This window comes from Hwanghaeella grinnelliae (assembly GCF_004005845.1).
Lineage (GTDB): Bacteria > Pseudomonadota > Alphaproteobacteria > UBA8366 > Aestuariispiraceae > Hwanghaeella > Hwanghaeella grinnelliae.
The window spans coordinates 1348247-1366984 of record NZ_SADE01000001.1; the positions used below are offsets into that span (position 1 = coordinate 1348247).

The 18738-nt window shown below is 60.4% G+C and carries 18 protein-coding genes; 8 read left to right on the forward strand and 10 right to left on the reverse strand.

What is annotated here, in order from left to right:
• The first annotated feature begins 87 nt into the window (after positions 1-87).
• Positions 88-1977 carry a tetratricopeptide repeat protein gene (locus tag EOI86_RS06155; protein WP_127764217.1) on the forward strand — a complete coding sequence of 630 codons (1890 nt, stop codon included), beginning with the start codon at positions 88-90 and terminating at the stop codon, positions 1975-1977.
• A gap of 84 nt (positions 1978-2061) precedes the next feature.
• Here the strand turns inward: EOI86_RS06155 and EOI86_RS06160 are convergent, their stop codons facing one another.
• Entirely contained in the window at positions 2062-2826 is a 765-nt protein-coding gene (locus EOI86_RS06160; RefSeq protein WP_127764218.1) for a YdhR family protein, read from the reverse strand.
• Positions 2827-2916: 90 nt separating this feature from the next.
• On the opposite strand from EOI86_RS06160, the gene EOI86_RS06165 reads away from it, so the two are divergent.
• The gene (locus EOI86_RS06165; RefSeq protein ID WP_127764219.1) at positions 2917-3333 is read left to right on the forward strand and encodes a winged helix-turn-helix transcriptional regulator; all 417 of its coding nucleotides are present in this window, start codon (positions 2917-2919) and stop codon (positions 3331-3333) included.
• A gap of 37 nt (positions 3334-3370) precedes the next feature.
• Here the strand turns inward: EOI86_RS06165 and EOI86_RS06170 are convergent, their stop codons facing one another.
• The 3 genes from EOI86_RS06170 to EOI86_RS06180 form a co-directional block, all read right to left on the reverse strand.
• Positions 3371-4714, reverse strand: a complete 1344-nt coding sequence (locus tag EOI86_RS06170) for a type II toxin-antitoxin system HipA family toxin (protein ID WP_127764220.1) — start codon at positions 4712-4714, stop codon at positions 3371-3373.
• On the reverse strand, positions 4704-5036 hold the full coding sequence (locus EOI86_RS06175) for a helix-turn-helix transcriptional regulator (RefSeq protein WP_127764221.1): 333 nt from the start codon (positions 5034-5036) through the stop codon (positions 4704-4706). The genes EOI86_RS06170 and EOI86_RS06175 overlap by 11 nt, the downstream gene beginning before the upstream one ends.
• Positions 5037-5229: 193 nt before the next feature.
• Positions 5230-6777, reverse strand: a complete 1548-nt coding sequence (locus tag EOI86_RS06180; protein ID WP_127764222.1) for a trimethylamine methyltransferase family protein — start codon at positions 6775-6777, stop codon at positions 5230-5232.
• 258 nt (positions 6778-7035) lie between these two features.
• Between EOI86_RS06180 and EOI86_RS06185 the strand changes: the two genes are divergently transcribed.
• Complete coding sequence (locus EOI86_RS06185; protein ID WP_127764223.1) at positions 7036-7389, forward strand: hypothetical protein; 354 nt, start codon at positions 7036-7038, stop codon at positions 7387-7389.
• Between the two features lie 72 nt (positions 7390-7461).
• On the opposite strand, the gene EOI86_RS06190 is transcribed toward EOI86_RS06185, so the two are convergent.
• Positions 7462-7704: a hypothetical protein gene (locus EOI86_RS06190; RefSeq protein WP_127764224.1), complete on the reverse strand. Its 243-nt coding sequence runs from the start codon at positions 7702-7704 to the stop codon at positions 7462-7464.
• Between the two features lie 101 nt (positions 7705-7805).
• Positions 7806-9137: an MFS transporter gene (locus EOI86_RS06195; protein ID WP_127764225.1), complete on the reverse strand. Its 1332-nt coding sequence runs from the start codon at positions 9135-9137 to the stop codon at positions 7806-7808.
• 178 nt (positions 9138-9315) lie between these two features.
• On the opposite strand from EOI86_RS06195, the gene EOI86_RS06200 reads away from it, so the two are divergent.
• Complete coding sequence (locus EOI86_RS06200) at positions 9316-10017, forward strand: glutathione S-transferase N-terminal domain-containing protein (protein WP_205032086.1); 702 nt, start codon at positions 9316-9318, stop codon at positions 10015-10017.
• 12 nt (positions 10018-10029) lie between these two features.
• On the opposite strand, the gene EOI86_RS06205 is transcribed toward EOI86_RS06200, so the two are convergent.
• Positions 10030-12402, reverse strand: coding sequence for a CHASE2 domain-containing protein (locus tag EOI86_RS06205; RefSeq protein WP_161973716.1), 2373 nt, complete (start codon positions 12400-12402; stop codon positions 10030-10032).
• A 52-nt stretch (positions 12403-12454) separates the two neighbouring features.
• Positions 12455-13663 (reverse strand): FecR family protein, encoded by a 1209-nt coding sequence (locus EOI86_RS06210; protein WP_127764227.1) that lies wholly within the window; start codon positions 13661-13663, stop codon positions 12455-12457.
• A 355-nt stretch (positions 13664-14018) separates the two neighbouring features.
• Between EOI86_RS06210 and EOI86_RS06215 the strand changes: the two genes are divergently transcribed.
• Positions 14019-15704, forward strand: coding sequence for a ShlB/FhaC/HecB family hemolysin secretion/activation protein (locus EOI86_RS06215; RefSeq protein ID WP_127764228.1), 1686 nt, complete (start codon positions 14019-14021; stop codon positions 15702-15704).
• 18 nt (positions 15705-15722) lie between these two features.
• Here the strand turns inward: EOI86_RS06215 and EOI86_RS06220 are convergent, their stop codons facing one another.
• Positions 15723-16328, reverse strand: coding sequence for a cysteine hydrolase family protein (locus EOI86_RS06220; RefSeq protein WP_127764229.1), 606 nt, complete (start codon positions 16326-16328; stop codon positions 15723-15725).
• 120 nt (positions 16329-16448) lie between these two features.
• Here EOI86_RS06220 and EOI86_RS06225 point away from each other — a divergent pair, with 120 nt between their 5' ends.
• The 3 genes from EOI86_RS06225 to EOI86_RS06235 all read left to right on the forward strand — a co-directional run bounded on the left by EOI86_RS06225 (position 16449) and on the right by EOI86_RS06235 (position 18110).
• Positions 16449-17324: a LysR family transcriptional regulator gene (locus EOI86_RS06225; protein WP_205032087.1), complete on the forward strand. Its 876-nt coding sequence runs from the start codon at positions 16449-16451 to the stop codon at positions 17322-17324.
• Between the two features lie 79 nt (positions 17325-17403).
• A complete protein-coding gene (locus EOI86_RS06230) occupies positions 17404-17637 on the forward strand; it encodes a hypothetical protein (RefSeq protein ID WP_127764231.1) in 234 nt (77 codons plus the stop codon).
• Positions 17637-18110, forward strand: coding sequence for a hypothetical protein (locus EOI86_RS06235; protein ID WP_127764232.1), 474 nt, complete (start codon positions 17637-17639; stop codon positions 18108-18110). The genes EOI86_RS06230 and EOI86_RS06235 overlap by 1 nt, the downstream gene beginning before the upstream one ends.
• Here the strand turns inward: EOI86_RS06235 and EOI86_RS06240 are convergent.
• Positions 18055-18735, reverse strand: a complete 681-nt coding sequence (locus EOI86_RS06240; RefSeq protein WP_127764233.1) for a hypothetical protein — start codon at positions 18733-18735, stop codon at positions 18055-18057. The genes EOI86_RS06235 and EOI86_RS06240 overlap by 56 nt on opposite strands.
• Positions 18736-18738: the final 3 nt, after the last annotated feature.

The window sequence follows — 18738 nt, forward strand, 5'->3', positions numbered from 1 at the left end:
GGTTCAGGATGATTTAAATCTTCCAGAATCGAACTACCCTGCGCATCCCGTTGCCGATCATTGGCGCGGGTGTGGGCGGGTTCAACGATGGCCGAATTTGCGGATAGGGCTTCTTTCAGCAACTACTTCCTCCCCGAACTTTTCGATGAGGAGGTGCGGAAGGCTGTCCAAAAGGCGGTGAGCATCGGCTTCAAGGGGCAGTTCATCGAGGCGATGGACCTGCTGGACGGGCTTGAGAAGACCGCCAGCCCGGATCAGGTCGCGGTCTTCATCAACGGTCCCGTCTATCCGGCGCTTTTGTTCAAGCTGGCGCAGCAGGCGGGCGACACGCAGACCGCCGAGCAGATGCGGGAGATCGTCCAGGCGCGCGGCGGAAACCTTGTCTGGTGCTTCAACGATCTGGCGGTTCTGTTGGCGGAACGCGGGGATTACGCTGCGGCGGCATCGACGTTGACGGCGTTGCATCGCGATGCGCCGGACGACCTGACGGTCCTGGCCAATCTGTTGGCGGTTTCCGTCGTTATGGGGATGGAGGCGCAGGTTGCCGCGACGGCAGAGGCCTTCGCCGCCCGCAACGACGGCTTGGCGGAAATGGTGGCGAAGGGCGCCGACCCAAAATTCGCGCCCTATCGACGGCTTTCCGGCAGCATTGTTTCGAACGTGACAGGGACGCTTGTCCGCTACGGCCGGCAGGATGTGACCGACGATGCGGTGAGCGAGATATTGGAGAGTGTCTTCGACGCGATCCTCGCCGTCCTCGATGGATTGCCGGACCCGGACCGGGACACCTATCTGGCCGGCATGCTGGAAGCGGTGCGGTGGGACAAGGCCGCCATCGTCGCGATGATCGACGGCGGGCGTCTTTCCCCAAGCCGAACGGTTAGCCTGTTGCGCGCCGGTTTAGCCTTTCAATGTGTCGAGCCCGACGCGGAAGCGCGCCTTAAGGAAATCGCGCCCAGCGACACGGGGCGCATCGCGCTCTATGGCCTGGCGCTGCTGGCGGGTGAGGCGGGTCGGTTGGAGGAAGAGCGCCAGTTGATCGAGCAATTGCTGGAACGCGATCCCAATCATTCGCGGCCCTGGTTCTATCTGGGATCGAACCGGTTCAGGGCAGGGGACTTGGAGGCGGCGAACGCCGCGGCGGCAAAGGCGATTGAACGCTCAAGCGGCCCGTCCAACGAAATGATCGCCATCGCCAAGGCGCAATCCCAGTATCTGCGGAAAGCGATTGCGGAGGACATTCCGGAACGCTGGCCGGAAATCGACCCCTATGCGGATGTGGAATGGGCGCTGAACTACTGGGAAAAATATCTGTTCGATTTCGAACATCTCAGCTACCGGCAGGACAATACGACCTTCCTGAACAAAACCTATATCGAGACCATTGGGGAGATGCTGAAACGCGACCCGGCGATTTCCAGCGTGTTCAATTTCGGCGCCTTCTGCGGCAAGCCCGACTATGACCTGGCACAGCTTCATCCCGACCTGACGGTGATCGGTTTCGATCGGGACAAACAGGCCATCGCCGAAAGCGGCAAGCGGTTCGTTGCATCGAACCTCAAATTCCTGGCGGGCGACCTCGCCGACGCGCTGGGCGAAATGCCGGAAGAGGGCCGGTCGGTCATGGTGCATATCCGCACCTGCACGACGCTGTTTCCCGAAGGTGTGCGGCGGGTCTATGCGGCCGCGGCAAAGGCGGGGGTCGACTATATTCTGGGGATCGAGACAACCGGGTTTTCCTACCAGACTGTTTCCTGGCCCGACTTCTCCGACCCCGAACAGGAACCGGTGGTGCCGCTGGGCGTGATGGTCGACCATCATTACCCGAACCTGCTGGCGGAAGCCGGCTATACGGATTTCCAGCAGGACCTGCTGCTCTATCCCTATCTGATGCCTGCGACGGTCAATCCGGAAGCACAGACGCCCAGACGGTTTATAGCGTCTGGGGCGTCTGTGGCAGGAGTGAAGCGGAGATAAGCGGCCTGTGGCGGTGGCTGTCCGCAAACGGCGCTTGATCTTCCGCTTCATCCCTATGCTCTACCGATCAAGCGGTGTATCCGATCACCCATAGAAGGGTGAGTTCATGGCCCGGCTCGCTTCTTCGGTGATGCTGGCGTCGAAGATGCGCGTATAGAAGGCGGTGCCCAGTTTGGCGGCCGTCTCCGGAAAGGCATTGATCGCGTAATCGATTGCCTCGTCCAGGCTTGCAAAGGCGTCGAACCCGCCAAGGCTATGGGTGCCGTGGCCGCTCAGCCAAAGTTTGTTCTGCAGGCCCGGCACGGCCTTCAATTCCGCATTGCGAGCCTGCCAGGAAAAGCCTTCGAACGGTTTGGAAATCTGCAACTCCGTATAGACGAAGGCGGCCGGTTTCTGGGCGGGTGCTGCGCCGTAATGCACCGATCCCATGTCTTCGCTTGCCGCGCGGACAACCTCTGCATCGAAAACCCGCGTGTTATGGGCGACCCCGAAGGAACGCGGTTCACTCGGGAAATAGCCGGTCACGAATTTTGTCGCGTTCTCAAGCGAGTCGAAGGCGTAAATGCCGCCAAGGGATTGGGTCGCGTGTCCCTGCAGCCATGTCTTGTTCAGGAAGCCGGGCTGTTTCTTGATATCCTCGTTGATCTTCTTCCAGGGGGCTTGGTCGAAGGGAACGGAGATGGCGACTTCGGTGTAAACGAATGCTTTCGGGGACATGCTGTTTTCCTTTGCTTTGAGAAGGGCGGGGGTGAGGATTGTGCCGGCCAGGGCCGCCGATGTGGCGAGGAACCGGCGTCTGGGCATAAGGGTTCGTTCGCGGAATGCCGCGTTTTCATCGTCTTCAGTCATGGGTTCTCCTAGTCAACTTGCGTTTTGCAAGTTCACTATGAAATACATATCAACTTGCAAAAGGCAAGTTGATATCGATATATTTTCGACATGAAGAAAAATACCAACCAAACCTATGACACCGGTTGCCCCGTTGCGTTTGCTTTGCGGATGTTCGGCGATCAATGGACGCTGCTCGTCATCCGCGACATGGCGGTGAAGGGCGCGCGTACCTATTCGGAATTGCTGGACGGCGGGGAGGGGATCTCCACCAACATTCTGGCCCAGCGGTTGAAGCAGTTGGAGGAGAACGGTCTGGTTTCCAAAACCCGTGATCCGGAAAACTGGCGCAGTTTTCTTTACGCCCTAACCGACAAGGGGCGGGACCTGGCCCCGGTGCTGGCCGAAATCATTCTGTGGAGCGGCAAATACAATCACGGCGACAATGCGATGACGGATACGCTGCAAAAGGTCCGGCGCGACCGGTCCGGCTTTGAGGAGAGCATCCGCAACGGCGCCGTTCCGTAACGCCGTGCGCCGTCTACAGCGGCGACGCGAAGAGCGGCTAAGCCTGAATTTGCGCAACCGCCTGATGGAATACCTCCCGCAACCCGGTGTGCCGGTCTTCCAATCCCCCCATGCAATAGCTGTTCAGGAATTGCCTTCCGGCGAACAGGGCCTGGTCGGTTGGGGTGACTTCCGACGCGTCGCAGGTCTCGGCCCAGCTTTCCGCGATCGTGGTGATCTGGCCTTCGATCAGGGTGAGCGCCTCGGCCTCGCTGAGTTGATAATCCGCCGCCGCGTTGAGGCAGGCTTCCAGCGTGCTCGACCGGTCCTCCCCCTTGATCAGCATGGCCTGGGTCGCGACGTTGCCGGTGCGGCTTTGCGGGCAGATGTCATAGGCGGGGGTGAGGGAGAGCGCCCTTCCGTCCCAGAAGGCCGCATGGTTGCGGGCGTGGTCGTCGGTATTGCCGCACAGGATGTTGAAACAGATCCGCCCGAACAATTCCTTCAGCGTGGCGCGCGGGTTGGTGAAGCGGTGGCGGATGATCTCGGCCAAGTCCTCATAGGAGGCATAGCGCGCCATCATCTCGTCCATGCCGAACATGGTCAGCGCGGACACCATCGCGCGGCGGGCCCAGGCATCGCCTTCCTTGACGCGGTCGAAGCGTTCGATCAGCAGCACGTCCTTGCCGCCCGCATGGGTGACCGATACGGGTGCTACGTTCAGTCCGCAACGGGCCGCCAGCCGCATGGCGATGAACTCCGCTTTCACGACGCTGTAGATGTCGACGCCGGACGAGAACTTGGCGATGAATTTCTTCTCGTCCGCGTCGATCAGCGCCTTGGGCCGCGCCCCCCCGATGGAGGTGCCGTGGTTCAGCGCCTGGTCCAGGGCCGGGGTGATCGGCAAGCCGTTCTCGATATGGTCGGCGGCATCCAGCAATTCCTCCAGCGTCGCCGCGGCGGTCTGGCGCGGCACGTATTCCTTGGCGGAAGATTGGAAATCCAGCGCCCCGATCCGGTCCGACCCCGATTGCAGCAGGAAAGTCAGCTCGCCCAGATCCGGAACGTCGGGCCCGTCCGGTTTCATACCCGTCATCCGGTTGATGATGACACGCCGCCCCCAGGCATCGGGGGATCCGTCGCGGATGCAGCTTGGCATCGTCAACCCGGCCAAGGGTTCGATCGACCCGGCGCGCAGTGGCAGTTCCGGCTCATAGATCGGGATGGCATCCGGACGGGCGCGATAACTGGCGCCGTAGTTGAAGATCATGCGGTCGCCATCCTGCACCAGCCGGCCCGCGACGACGGGCTCGGTCGCGCCGGGAAGCCAGACCCAGACGAACACGTCTTTCGGGGCGCCGGGGGTCGGATCTCCCGGTTGCGTTTCGTCTTCAGAAGTCATCGTCGACCTCGCGTTTCGGCCGCCGGACGCTTTGCGGCAAAAGGGCCAGTTTTTCGGAAAGCCGTTTGTCCTGAACGGCCAAATTGCGGCTGTCGGGCTCAAACAGTTGCACCCCGACGATGGCCGCCAGTTCGAAGACCGTCCCGATCTCAGGGCCCGGCGCGCCTTTCTCGATGCTGTAAAGCGTCGTTCGGCTGATCCCGGCGCGCTCGGCCAGGTCCTGGGCGGTCATGCCGCGCTCAATCCGGCCGATCTTGATCAGATTGCCCAGGATCGACAGCGCCTGCAGGGTCATGCGCGAATAGGTTCTGGTGCGTTTCATAGGGCAAGCCTACAGAATGTTCATTTAGTTAAACATAAACCGATTTCGTGTTTGTTATATTGAACAACCTAGTTCCATGCAGGAGGTGGGTCAAGGGTTGTCTATTATAATGAACATTAAAGCGTTTGATGTTTAATAAAATGAACGAAACGTATGATTTCAACGAAACGACTTCTAGCTGGCCGCTGTGTCGTCAACTGACCGGCGGCGCGCCGCCTTGTTCGGTGCGCTTGGCGATGAAGGCGTCGAGTTCCTCGATCCGGGCTTCGTCCATCGGTGGGGGCGTGAAGTCGGCCAGCTTCTTTTGCCACAGCGCGGTGGCGCGTTCATCAGCGGTCATGGCGCCGTTTTCCGTCCAGGAGCCGAAGTTGGACCAGTCTGCGATCAAGGGATCGTAAAAGGCGGTCTGGTATCGCTGCATGGTGTGTTCAGCGGCAAAGAAATGGCCGCCGGGTTCGACTGAGGCAATGGCGTCGAAGCCGATATCGTCCGCCTCCGCCGGGGCGGGCGTACACAATTCGGCCAGGGTCTGCAGCGCTTCCAGATCAATCATCATCTTCTCCAGCGAGAAGGTGAGGCCGCCTTCCAACCATCCCGCCGAATGCACCACATAGGTGACGCCCGCCATCAGGCAGCCCCATAGGCTCATCATCGTTTCCGTACTTGCCTGGGCATCGGCGACATTCGCGGCGCTGGCCGCCGCGGAACGCCACGGCAGGCCGATCAGCCGGGCCAATTGACCCGATCCAAGGGTCGCGGTCACATGTTCCGGGGTGCCGAAAGCGGGGGAGCCCAACTTCATATCCACATTGGAGCTGAAGCTTCCATAGAGCACCGGCGCGCCGGGCCGAACCAGTTGAGTCAGAACGATCGCGGCCAGGGCTTCGGCATGCTGCAAGGTGATCGCGCCCGCCATCGTGATCGGCGCCATGGCGCCGGCTAGGCAGAAGGGCGTGACGACGGAGGGCTGACCGGCCTTGGCCATGTCGATCAGGCCCTGGGCCATGGGAATGTCCAGCGTACGGGGCGAATTGGTATTGATGACCGTGTAGCACCAGGCGTCGTCCCGGAAGGCATCGGCATCCAAACCACGGGCGATGCGGATCATTTCCAGGGTGTCTTCGACCTGCGGCGTGCCGCGCGCATAGACGAAGCAGGGCTTGTCGCTCAAAACCAGGCCGCCGCGCGTCATCGCATAATGGCGCAGGTTGATCGGCACGTCTTGGGCCTCCACATGCGGGCCGATCGTGTGCAGAACATCGAAACTCTGCGTCAGTTTCACGGTTTCCAAGTAGTCGCTCAGCGTACCCGGCCGGCGCCCACGCGCCCGGTCTGTCAAATGCGGGCAGCCTGCGCCGGCCTGAAAGACCAGCGCGCCTGGTTCCATCGTCACGTCGCGCTGTGCTTGGCCGCCACGCAGGCGAAAGCTTTTCGGGGCGGTGCGGATCGCCGCGTCGACGACCTCCCGGCCGATGCGGACCATCTCGGTTCCGTCATCGACGATGGCGCCTGCTCGGGCGTAGATCTTCCGCGCCTCGGGCAGCAGAACCTTGATGCCGAGTTCTTCAAGAATGCGCAAAGCGGTCTCATGCATCTCGGCGATGCGGTCGTCACTGAAGGCTTTTTGCGGGGCGAATGGGTTGCGGAGCTGGCGGTAATCTACCGACCGTTGGGCTTTTGGCGTGGCGCCCTCGGCCCGCCGCCTTGACTTTCGTTCCCGCCGTACCGGTTCGTCCACCATGTCGGATCCTCCCGACAAAGGCGTAGATTGAAAGGAGGAGAGGCGCAAGTGTCTGGAATTAAAGGGGCTTCAAAAGGGTAGATTTTGGTAGTTCGAGAGTCCCGTAACAGGCAACCGCGAATGGCTGGGATTTTAAGAAACAGCGATAAGAATGTCGGGTTTATCCGAAGCGATATGAGTCGCCTTGGTGAGCGAATTCCTAAATCTTCCAAAACGAGGTGAGCAGGTCGGCATTCGGATGGGATGGAGGCTTTTGAGATGGTTGAGGTTATTGTGCAAAAGAATTTCTTTTTGACGGTTGATGAAGTGGAATTGCTCCTCGGATGCACCATCGATCCGATGCTGCGTGCGCAGTTCCATCGGGCGAAAAACGTGCCGGACGGCGATTTCTGTCTTTTGACGCTGACGGAATCGGAACTCCACGAAGTTTATGCCCTGTTGGCGGAACTACTGACCGCCGAGGGATTGAACGACGACGGCTTCTTCAACGCCATCGGCAACAAGGTAGATGCGATCATGGTGGTGCTGGAAGCGCAGATTTCGACCAACGAGGACGAAACGGCACCCGGTCCGGATCTGTCGCCCTATACCGAGCTTCTCGCGGCGGAATGAGAGGACTAGGCGACCCCGGTTTCTAACCTGGGCGCCAAGCTGGGCACCGAACCGGGCGCGAAGTTTACCCGGTCACCCTTTACGGGATCGGCGGCGGCGTGGTTCGTTTTCGCCCTCCGTCCCGGCGCTAACCGCGACCAGCACGACACCGAGTTCCTTTTCCAATTTTTCGATACGGGCCAAGCGCTCTCTGTCCAACCGGGCGGGCGCGACGTCGACTTGCGCCATCGCAAGCAAGGGCGCGCCGATTTCCGCCTCAAGCGATTGCAAGGCCGCCAGTTTTTCATCGGGTATTGTTGCCAAGGTGAATACCATCTGCGGATCCTCCTTCAATTTCGGGCAGTTTCGGGCAGTTCCAGGCCTTTCAGGGCCGATACGGGTTTGTTTCCCGGCCCGTTCGCGGATGATACGCTAAATCAGTGCGGCGGATCATCTTTCTTTTGCAGCCCATCGGATGTGGCGGCGATTTCGACCTCTTCCATCATATCCGCCATCTCCTCAACATAGGCTTCAGGCTGCGCTTGGATCGGCGCGGTGGCTGAGACGGCGACGAAGTCTTCCTGCGTTTCCTGGGGCGGCAATGCTCGACGCGTCATGCGCCAGAACGTGTAGAGCACGAAGAGGCCCGATGTTGCGGCAAACATTAGGAACAGTGCGCCAGGGTCGAAATTCTCCAACAGCAGGCTGCCGACCGCCGGGCCCGCAATAGCGCCGATGCTCCAGGCCAGGATAAGGGAGGACGCGAGGGACACATGCTGCCCCGGCCGCGCGTGATCGTTCGCATGTGCTGCGCCGACCGAATAGAGTGTCTCCATCGATCCGGCCATGATCATGAAGACGGCTGCGACAAGGAACAGCCCGCCCAACATCGACAGGTCCAGCAGTCCGACGATCAGGGCCGATGCGGTGGTCAGCACCGCGGCAAGAACCAGGATGCGGCGGCGGTCGTATTTGTCCGACCACAAGCCCATCGGCAATTGCAGGGCCAGGTTTCCCAACGGCGCAATCGCCATCAGGATTCCGACCTGTTGCTTGTCGAAACCTTCCAGCAGGGCATAGACCGGACCGACACCGTAGAAGGTCATGGTCAGTGCGCCCGCCGCGGCCGAGCCCACGAAACCAAGCGGCGAAATCCGAAAGGCGCCGCGCAGGTCCATGCCGGCCTGTTCCGGCGGGGGCGGGGTTGGGGCGGGCGTGAAGACGAAGGGGATGATGGCGGTCACGTAAAACGTCGCGCCAAGGACAAAGGCGCTTGCGGTGTCCAGGTCCAGCCGGCTCATGATCAGCGATCCCAGGCCGATCCCGATGACATAGATCACGTAGAAGACTGAGAGTACCCGGCCGCGTTGGTCCGACGGTGAGATTTCGTTCAACCAGCTTTGCGAGGCGATGAAAATGGCGGTGGAGGCAAAGCCGGTCGCCAACCGGGCAAGGGCCCATAGCGGGACGGAGGGGGCCGCGCTCATCGCCAGGATGCTCAAGCCCGCCAGACTGCAGAAGAAGGCGAGGGCGCGGATATGGCCGATGCGCCGGACCAGACGGCCCGCGAAGAAACAGCCCAGCAACAGGCCGATGCTGAATGCAGTGACGACAATGCCGACTTCGCCCTCACCGAAGCCGAGCAGCTTCAGACGTGTCGGCGTGAAGGTGGCCATGAGTCCGGCGCCGGGGGCGATCAAACTCATGCCGCCGATGACCCACCATGTGGCCTTTTGCTGATCGACGTCGTCGTCGGATATCATCGTCATGGTCGGCACTTCCCCCGGAAGCGGTTCGGCGCATCGGTCTCCCACAGGAACCGGTTGCCATTCCAACTGCCGCACTACACCCTTCCGGAAAGGCCCGCAACGACGGGAGCGGTCGGTTCTTCCATGTCTGCGACCGCATTATGTTGTCAGTTGGTTTGTATTGAGGTGAGACGTATCCGTGAGTATCGAACTTTACACTTGGCCGACGCCGAACGGGCACAAGGTGCATATCCTGCTGGAGGAACTGGCGGTTCCCTATGCGGTCGTCCCGGTCGATATCGTTACCGGCGAACAGTTCGCGCCGGACTTCCTGAAGATCAGCCCGAACAACAAGATGCCGGCCCTGGTCGATAGCGACGGACCGGATGGGCAGCCAATCACGATGTTCGAATCCGGCGCCATCATGATTTATCTGGCGGAAAAGTTCGGGCGCTTCATACCGGGCGATGCGCGCGGCCGGTACTCGGTTTTGCAATGGGTGATGTTCCAGATGGCCAGCATCGGGCCGATGCTGGGACAGGCCCAGCACTTCTTTCAATATGCGCCGGAAGCCAATGACTACGCGAGGAACCGCTATTCCAAGGAAGCGGCGCGGCTCTATGGGGTGGTCGACCGCCGATTGGCGGAAAGCCCCTATATCGCGGGGGAGGAATATAGCATCGCGGATATGGCGGTTTGGCCCTGGATGAAGTTCTCGCACTATCAGGGTGTCGAGCGGGACGGCTTTCCGAATTTTCTGCGCTGGTATGACGAGATCAAGGAACGCCCGGCGGTGCGGCGGGGCATGGATGTGCTGAAGGACAAACGCCGCAAGCACACGATTTCAGATGATGCGAAAACGATCCTGTTCGGCGACCGGCAATACGAACGCCGGGAATAGCCAGCCGTGCCGCTATGAGTAGCGGACCGTTTGGCGCGGCCGGATGTCGACGACGCTTGCCGCCTCCGCCTCGGGTTCCTGCCGTGTCGGGTCGTCTTCTTCGTCTTGTGATCCGGCCTTGAAGTTCGGCCCGATGACACGGCTGCGGCCGAAGACCAAGCGGACCTCCGTCCATTGGCCGAATTCGCTGTCGATGACCAGTTCCGCGCCATGGGCCTCGGCATAGGCCGCGACGAGCGACAGGCCCAGCCCGGTGCCTTCCCGGCTGCGCGACAGGGTGGAGTCGACCTGATAGAAGGGCTCGGTCAGCTTGGCGATGACGTCCGGCTTCATACCGATACCCGTATCCCGGACGACGATGCCGACGCCGCCGTCTTTTGCCTCGGCAACAGTCATCCCTATGCTGTCGCCGCTTTCCGAATATTTCACGGCATTGGACAGCAGATTGACGATCATCTGCTTCAGAAGCCGTTCGTCCGCGAACAGGTTCGGGCAGACTTCCGGAAGCTCCATGGTGATGTTGCGGTCCGCCGATTCCGGCCACCCTTTACTCAAGGTAAAACAGGCTTCCATCACCTGCCGTAGGTCGACCAAATCCTCATGCAGTTCGAAACTGCCGGATTCAATCTTCGACACATCAAGGATGTTGTTGATGACCGACAGCAGATGCTTGCCGCTGTCGTGGATGTTCAACAGGTATTCTTTGTATTTCGGCTCGATCGGGCCCAGCAGCTCGCCGTGCACCACTTCCGAAAACCCAATGATCGCGTTCAGGGGCGTGCGCAATTCGTGGCTCATATTGGCCAGGAATTCGGTCTTCGCGCGGCTGGCGGCGACGGCGGCTTCCAAGGCTTCGCGTTCCTTTTCCGCCAGTTCGCTGCGCGCGGTGACGTCGCGGAAGGTATAACTGAACAGGTTGCGCGTATTGGTCCGGCGTTCCCATTTGGTTTCGCTTGGGCGTATGACGAAGCGGCCGACCACGACTTCCAGAATTAGGGGCAGGCCGGTTGCGGGGCTGACGTTAATTTCCCGCGGGCCGACGAAGCGGGCCTCATGGCCTTCCTTCTCCAGCGCTGTGAGTTCGTTCTCCATAGCGCTGACTTCCGGCAGGAAGCCCGCCATGCTGTTGCCGATCATTGCGCTGGGGCTGGTGCCCAAAAGGCGCGCGGCCTCCTTATTGGCGCGTTCGATGCGGCCGATGGAATCGGTCACGACAATGCCGTCGAAACTGTCTTCAAGAACCCGGTCGATCACGCCGCCGCGGTGCAGCAGCATCATCGCATGCCGGAACAGGTCGGCGGCCTTTTGTTCCAGGGCGATCAACAACCCCCACAGGAAACAAAGGAAAAGCACAAGGTCGATCGCCACGGTGGGCAGCAGAAAGGGATAGAAACTTTGCAGACCGAAAGCCAGGGCCTCGGTAGAGACAATAGCGGCAACCATCGCCAGTCCCGCCCATTGCCAGGACCACCGGGTCAGCCTTTTTCCCAAGACCATGGCGACGATCAGGACGAACCCGATGATCGCTTCCGGCCGTAATTCCTGCAAGGCGCGATCCTGGACAAGGGATTCATAAGCGACGGCCTGGATCACCGGACCGGGCAGCGACCTGAAGACAGGCACAGCGTGCTGATCGCCCAGTTCCGTCGCGGTTGCGCCGATCAAGACCTTCTTACCCTTGAAGGCGGCCCCAGGAATGCGGTCGTTCAAGACATCGACCAGCGAGTAGCGGGGAATCGTTTCGGGATCGATGCCATAGTCGATGGAGAATTCCGGAATTCCCAATGCCTTCGGTCCGGCAAGCAAAGTCACGAAGGACGGCAGCGTTTTTTCTTCCCAAACGTGGGTGGTCATCAAGTTCCTGACCAGTCCGTCGCTTTCAGGGAATATGGTCACACTGCCCAATTGGACGAACTGAATGAAATCGCGGTGAGGGGAGGTGTCGTGCACACCCGACGTGGCGGCGCCCGGCCGGGCCTGTTGCCGAAAAACCGGCAGGATCACCAGTTCGCCGAGTTCCCGCAGAGTTCCCGCCAGCACATCATCGGCCGATCGTTTCCCGCGGGAGGAGAAATCGACATCGACGGCGATTTCGGTGGCGCCGGCACGGGCCAGCTTTTGTAGCACGCCGGCATACACATCCCGGGGCCAGGGCCAAACGCCTACTTCATTTATGGAAGTCGGGTCGATTTCGACGACCGCCAATGTCCCCGTGGCGGGGCGGGTAATCGTTTCCAAACGCAGGTCATAGAGCATTCGGTCGAAGGGGCGAACCGCATTGGAAAGGAATAACACGGTGACGACAAGGGCCAGCAGAATATGCGGGTAGTCGACAAGCAAACGTCCCAGACGCGAGGTAATCGCAGTCCGGGACGCTGAATTCATTGGCTGTTCGATCTCCCCCATCGCCTACAGCCGTTATGTCTGAACGGGGTGGCTAGCCATTGCCATTGCCATTGCCGTTGCCGTTGCCATTGCCATTGCCACCGGCATTGCTATTGCCGTTGCCGCCGGCATTTGCGTTGCCGCCACCGGCATTGGGGTTGCCACCACCGGCATTGGGGTTGCCACCACCGGCATTTGGATTGCCACCACCGGCATTTGGATTGCCACCACCGGCATTTGGGTTGCCGCTGGCAACGTTGGTGCTACCAGCTCCGTTGCCGTTGCCGTTGCCGTTGCCGTTGCCGTTGCCGTTGCCGTTGCCGCCTGCGCTGCTGCTGTTGTCTGTTCCGCCGCTATTGCCATTACCGTTGCCACCGGCATTGCTCTTCTCGGATCGATTGATCTGGCCGTTGTAACTGCCGGGCAACGAACTGGTGACCACAGCGACATCTACGGAGACCACGCCGAGCGTGCGCCCGATTGCCTTGCCATTGCCGCCGGCCTTGCCGTCGCTGGCTTCGGTCGCCGTTGCGAACCCATCGGCGCTTTTCACGCCGCCTTGGGCCTTGCCGTTGCCGCCCGCATTGCTGTCACCCTGGCTGGCATCCAGCGCGGCTGTGTCGGTTTCGGCTTTCTTCTGCTGACCGGGGGCGGCCGCTTTCTGGCCTTTCACGTCCAATCCCGCGGCGGCGGCATTGCGCGTCGCTGTTTGTCCGGGGCGGACGAAGACGGCTTGGCCGGTAACCGCGTCGGCGACTTGGACCAGACCTTCCATAACATGCACAGCCGCGCCGGACCGGTCCACGTTGACCGTGAAGCTGGTGCCTTTGACGACGGCGGCAAGATAGGGGGTCACGACTTCAAAATGTTCGGTCTTCTTCTTTTCAACATTCAGGAAAAGCGTACCGACCTTTTGCAGGATGCGGGTCGCCAGACCATTGGTCTTTTCCAAGGGAATGGACATTTCGGTGCCCGGCGCGACGACGATGGTCGATCCGCCGCGGGTCAGGACCGCCCGACCGGTCTCGCCGGTCACGACACGGTCGCCCTCGGAAAGGGCATCGCCGGGGCTCAGGGCCACGGGCTGGATACCCTCCTTGACGATTTTGGCATCCCCTTCGATGGCGCTGACCGTCCATTCGGACCCGGCCTGTGCGGCGCCGGCCACGAAAAGCGTGACGAAAAGGACTGAAAGGAAGTGGAAAATATTGGAGGTCACCGTGGTTGCGTGGCGCGGTGAAGTCACAAAACATGTACGCATGATAGAGATTCCCCGAAGAACTTAACCGAACTGTACCCTGCATCCCTGGTGGAAACCTGCCCCTAAGAATGCTTATTAGTATATCAACATTCTCGCAAAAAGACCTCTTCGATGGAAATTGCCTAAAATTAAAGAGACATTTTCCTCAAATCACTTTCGGGTTTCCGGGATGCGGTGTCCTGCCCCACGCGGCGCCGCATCCATCGAAAGCTTGATCGGATATTTCCATAAGGTAATTAATATATCGTAAATCTCTGTTGGTTCATGATGATGAGAATCCAGGCCGCGATCGCGGGTAAATCGGGTGGCGATCGTGGTTTGCAAAAAAAATTTAGTGCGTTTGGAGGGGACCGGTTTGCGACAATTCATACCTTCGATGGTCTACATCGGGGCTGGTGCATATATTCTTTGTGCCGCCCTTGCCGGGCCGGTACAGGCGCAACGCGCTGATTCCAACGACGTCATCCAAATCAAACGGCAGATCGAAGAAGCCAAGCCGGCCCGGGAAGAACGCCAGCAGGAAATCGAAACCGAAACAGTGGTCGAACCCGAAGCCGTCGCGCCTGAAGACGGTGTGTCTTTCATTCTGGGGGGCGTGGTGGTTGAAGGCAGTTCAGTCTTCGAACCGTCGCGGTTCACCGAGTTTTATACCGACTTGATCGCGCGTCAGGTGACCTCCGCCGATATCGACCGCGTCGCGAAAGCCATCACCGATTTTTACAAGCAGGAAGGCTTTGTTCTGACCCGGGCGGAAGTGCGGCCGCAGGAAGTTGCCAGCGGCGTGCTGACCATTGATGTGATCGAAGGCTATATCGCCGAGGTCGCGATCCAGGGCGATGGTATCGACGCGAACAGGTTTCAGTCCTATTTCACCGATTTATTGGAGGAACGGCCCACCCGCCTGTCGACAATGGAACGCGCGCTTTATCTGACTGGGGATCTGCCAGGTTATTGGGTCGCGAAGTCGACCGTGACGGAAGGCGCTGCACCGGGCGCCTATATCCTGAATGTGACGATTGGGTATGATGCCTTCGACTTTTATACCTATCTGGACAACCGTGGCACGCCGGAAAGCGGGCGGCTGGAGAGCTGGACCGCGGTCGGGGCGAATGACACGCTTGGCCTGAACGAACGCCTGCAATTGGGTTTCTTCACCAATCCGCTTGAGCCGGCGGAGGTTCTGTACGGTGAATTCGCCTGGACCCAACCGGTCGGCAACGCTGGGACGACGGTGACGACGACCCTATCCGCGACCGAAACCGATTCCGGCGGCAGCGACCGCAATTTGGATCTGGAATCGAAAAGCCGCAACGCTACGCTGGACGTTATTCATCCCCTGTTGCGCGGGGCGGGGCACAGTATCTGGGCGACGGGAAGTTTCGATTTCATGGAACTGCGCGAGCAGCAACGCGGTATCGACAATTTCGATGATCAAACGCGCGTGTTACGGGCCGGGCTGCGCTATTACGGTGCGAACCGATGGAGCGGGGATCACTTCCTGCAATTGGAGGTGAGCAAGGGATTGGAGATATTCGGTTCGTCGGAAACCGGCGACGCGAACCTGTCGCGTGCCGATGCGGAACCTGATTTCACGAAAGTCGAATTCTTTGGCCGCCGTGTACAACGGATGGGAAATATCTTCAGTGTCGAGGTCAGCGGCAAGGCGCAATGGTCGGATGCTCCGTTGCTGACGACGGAGGAGTATTCCCTTGGCGGCGCGGCGTTCGGCCGGGCCTATGATTATGGCGAACTTGAAGGTGAGGGCGGTATCGCCGGCCTGGCCGAAGCGCGCGTGGATCTGGGACAATTCGTCGATTTCATGAGCCAGATCCAGTTCTATGGCTTCTATGATGTCGGAACGGTTTTCCGGGACAATTTCCAAAGCGATTGGGAATCGCTTGCCTCCGCCGGCGGGGGCGTGCGGCTTGGCGCATACGGCCTCTATACCGATTTGCAGATCGCCAAGCCGCTGACGCGCCGGCCGTCGGGACAGAGTGACGACGACCCCCGCTATATGTTTTCCGTCAGCCTAGGGCTTTGACGGAGCAGGTTAGTCCGGTCAGTCCGGAATATCCGCTGAGGCTTTGGCGATGATCGCGAAGCGGTCGGATAACTCCGTCATCGCAACTTCATGGACAAGTTCGGCGGCGACCGTGCCGTCGCCCGTGGCGCTCGGCAGGGGGCGTGTGGCCACGGCGGAAGCGACGACTGTCGCGCCATAGCCATGGTCCAGGGCGGATCGCGCCGTGGCGCTGACGCACATATGGCTCATAAAGCCGACAATGATCACTTTCTTCCGGCCGATCCCCTTCAAAATCTCATCCAGATTCGTTCCCGCAAAGGAATTCGGCAGGGATTTCTCCACTTCCGCCTCGCCGGGTTTCGGTTCCGCCTGCGTCATATATTTGAAACCGTTTCCATCCTTGCCGAAGGGGCTGCCATCCGGTCCGACATGGCGGACATGGACGATGGGCGTGGCGGCGGCCCGGGCACGATTCAAAAGGGTCGCGATTTCCTCCGCCGCAGGGCCGACCCCGGTCAGCACCAGGGGGCCATCGGAATAGACCCGCTGGGCGTCAATGACGATCAGCGCGGCGGCGCTCATCGCGGCGGGGGTCAAGTCTGCGCCTGCCATCTGCATCAGCGTCTTGGGCTGGTCGGACATGGGATGTTTCCTCTTTCATGGTGTGAGCTATTCCGCTTTGTACTTCTGCATTTTTGCTAGATCCAGCTGGATTATTTCGCCGGCCTGCCGCAAAAATGCAGGATGATCAATTGGAACGATATGCGGTTCGTGCTCGCGATCGTGCGGGAAGGGACACTGAGTGCTGCGGGCCGGTCACTGGGGGTCGATCAGACCACCGTCACCCGGCGTTTGGCGGCGTTGGAGGAAGGGCTGAACGCCCGGCTTTTCGACCGCCGTGACGGACGCCTGATTCCGACGCCGGCGGGGGAGGAGGTCATCACCCGGGCCGAGCGGGCGGAGGTCGAACTGGCCGCGTTGGAGCGTGACGTCGCGGGCCGGGACACCAAGCCCGGCGGGCTGGTGCGCATGACCAGTGTGCCGACGCTCTCCAACCGACTGCTGGCGCCAAGGGTCGGCCTTCTGTTCGAAACCTATCCCGATATTGACCTGGACCTCATCGCCGAACCGGCGACCTTGAGCGTGACCCGGCGGGAGGCCGATATCGCCCTGCGCCTGACGCGCCCGACGGAGGACGGAATGATTGCTCGCCGCCTGGGCGCCATACGCTACGCGCCTTATGCACGGTCCGATTTGGCGGATCGGGTCGATGGGGCTGAGGGGCGGAGAGGCGCGGGAGACGCTGACCTGGCCTGGATCACGTATGAGGAGAGCTTCGCCGCCATCCCGCAAGCAAAGTGGATCGCCAAGGAGGGTAAGGAGCCGCTCAGTCCTTTGCGGGTCAATGACGGCGAACCTATTCTGCAGGCCGTCCTTGCCGGATTGGGCCGTTCGCTGCTGCCGGTTTTCGTTGGTGAAGCGGAACCCGGACTGACCCGCCTGTCCGACCCCGTCACAAGCCGCGATGTCTGGTTGGTCGTGCACCCCCATGTACGGCGCAGCGCCCGCATCGACGCGGTCGTCGGCTGGATCGACGGGATCTTCGCGGAATTGAAAAAAGCGGGGGCGGTTGCGTAACCGCTGCGTCACATTGGCAATTGCCCGGTTTCATGGAAACCGTCATGGTGTGGAGGTATTTCAAGCTGTGGGGGCAGCCATGTCATTACGGTCCGAAACCGTCGACACGCAAATCGCCAGTATTCTACTCGATTGCAACTCCGAGAAGCTGCAGAGTTTGATCGACGAGGCGGGGCTGGATCCTTTGGTGCGGGCCTATATCGACGAGCACTTCGGCGCCCGGCACATCGAGGATCTAAACAATCGGCAGATCCGGGATGTGCTGAATCTGATAGCCGCTTTTCGGGCTTTGGCGAAAGGGGCTGCAGGGTGATGCATTACGAGCGCACTGCCATCGACGCACCAATCAAAACAGATGACCTTGTCTATTGCCGGGCCGCCGCTTGGTTTCGGGCGACGCGGGGCGATGCGTCCGCCGACACGGCCGCTTTGACCAGGATCCTTCCCTATCTTCAAGTGCAAACGGTGTCGGGTGACGAAACGCGGTATCTCTATTGCGGCACCCTGACACCCGCGGGTGCGCTATACGGAAAGGATTTTTGCCGCACGGCCGCCGGCAAGTCCGGCATACCCGATGAAAAGGTCGACCGTTACCTGACACGAACCTATTTCGACGTGGTGCGGAACCAGCGTCCCGCGTTGGAGCGGGTCGCCATGCCGGTTCAGGTGGAGGGCGTGCCGCATTTCTGCGATTTCTATCGCTTCATCTTTCCACTGAACCTGAACGGGGTCAGCGCGGTGGCTGCCCTTGCACGCTTCGCCGATACTCCAACTCCACTAAATTGACCAAGTGGCGGCTGTCCATCCAGCCGATCAAATCGGTCGGCAGCAGCCAACCGTGATAATGCCGGCCGATTGCCTCATACATCTTGAACCAGGCCTTTGACGGAAAGCCGCTATCGACCACCTGTTCGTCGAAGAAGGCATAGACATAGTCCGGCGACCAGCGCATCAGAATGGCGATGGTGCCGAGATGGATGAAGGTCCGCGCCAGGTTTGTCTTGCGGAAGTCCGGCGCGACCCAGCCTTCGCCGTGATAGACGCATCGCCCCTGCATCCGCGCCATTGCTTTGCAATCGGTGACCTGCTCTTCGTCGGTCCGGAAGAAGCGGCGGAAACGGGCGTCTATCAACACGCCGAGCGGGGTGTGGCCCGTATCGTCGATCCGGGCTGCCTGGACCAGGACGGTTCGGCCCTTTGCGGTACCGTGAATCCAAAAACTGTTGTCGGGGACCAACTCGTAGGAATCGGGATGGAAGTACGGGGACAAGGGCTTGTCCTCAAGCGCCGGCTGCACCGTCTGCAGGGCGCCGATTTCCTGACAGAACTCAACCTCGATCCCGGCTGCCTCGATCTCATCCAGATAGAGGGCCATCAGGCGTGCCGCCCTGATTGGATTGTAGCTGGCCATAGT

Coding starts and splice junctions, on each gene's coding strand:
- EOI86_RS06155 (WP_127764217.1), top strand. CDS start 88: ATGGCCGAATTTGCGGATAGGGCTTCTTTCAGCAACTACTTCCTCCCC.
- EOI86_RS06170 (WP_127764220.1), bottom strand. CDS start 4,714: ATGACTTCTGAAGACGAAACGCAACCGGGAGATCCGACCCCCGGCGCC.
- EOI86_RS06225 (WP_205032087.1), top strand. CDS start 16,449: ATGCGGTTCGTGCTCGCGATCGTGCGGGAAGGGACACTGAGTGCTGCG.
- EOI86_RS06210 (WP_127764227.1), bottom strand. CDS start 13,663: ATGCGTACATGTTTTGTGACTTCACCGCGCCACGCAACCACGGTGACC.
- EOI86_RS06160 (WP_127764218.1), bottom strand. CDS start 2,826: ATGACTGAAGACGATGAAAACGCGGCATTCCGCGAACGAACCCTTATG.
- EOI86_RS06230 (WP_127764231.1), top strand. CDS start 17,404: ATGTCATTACGGTCCGAAACCGTCGACACGCAAATCGCCAGTATTCTA.
- EOI86_RS06220 (WP_127764229.1), bottom strand. CDS start 16,328: ATGTCCGACCAGCCCAAGACGCTGATGCAGATGGCAGGCGCAGACTTG.
- EOI86_RS06235 (WP_127764232.1), top strand. CDS start 17,637: ATGCATTACGAGCGCACTGCCATCGACGCACCAATCAAAACAGATGAC.
- EOI86_RS06180 (WP_127764222.1), bottom strand. CDS start 6,777: ATGGTGGACGAACCGGTACGGCGGGAACGAAAGTCAAGGCGGCGGGCC.
- EOI86_RS06175 (WP_127764221.1), bottom strand. CDS start 5,036: ATGAAACGCACCAGAACCTATTCGCGCATGACCCTGCAGGCGCTGTCG.
- EOI86_RS06190 (WP_127764224.1), bottom strand. CDS start 7,704: ATGGTATTCACCTTGGCAACAATACCCGATGAAAAACTGGCGGCCTTG.
- EOI86_RS06205 (WP_161973716.1), bottom strand. CDS start 12,402: ATGAATTCAGCGTCCCGGACTGCGATTACCTCGCGTCTGGGACGTTTG.
- EOI86_RS06240 (WP_127764233.1), bottom strand. CDS start 18,735: ATGGCCAGCTACAATCCAATCAGGGCGGCACGCCTGATGGCCCTCTAT.
- EOI86_RS06165 (WP_127764219.1), top strand. CDS start 2,917: ATGAAGAAAAATACCAACCAAACCTATGACACCGGTTGCCCCGTTGCG.
- EOI86_RS06195 (WP_127764225.1), bottom strand. CDS start 9,137: ATGACGATGATATCCGACGACGACGTCGATCAGCAAAAGGCCACATGG.
- EOI86_RS06185 (WP_127764223.1), top strand. CDS start 7,036: ATGGTTGAGGTTATTGTGCAAAAGAATTTCTTTTTGACGGTTGATGAA.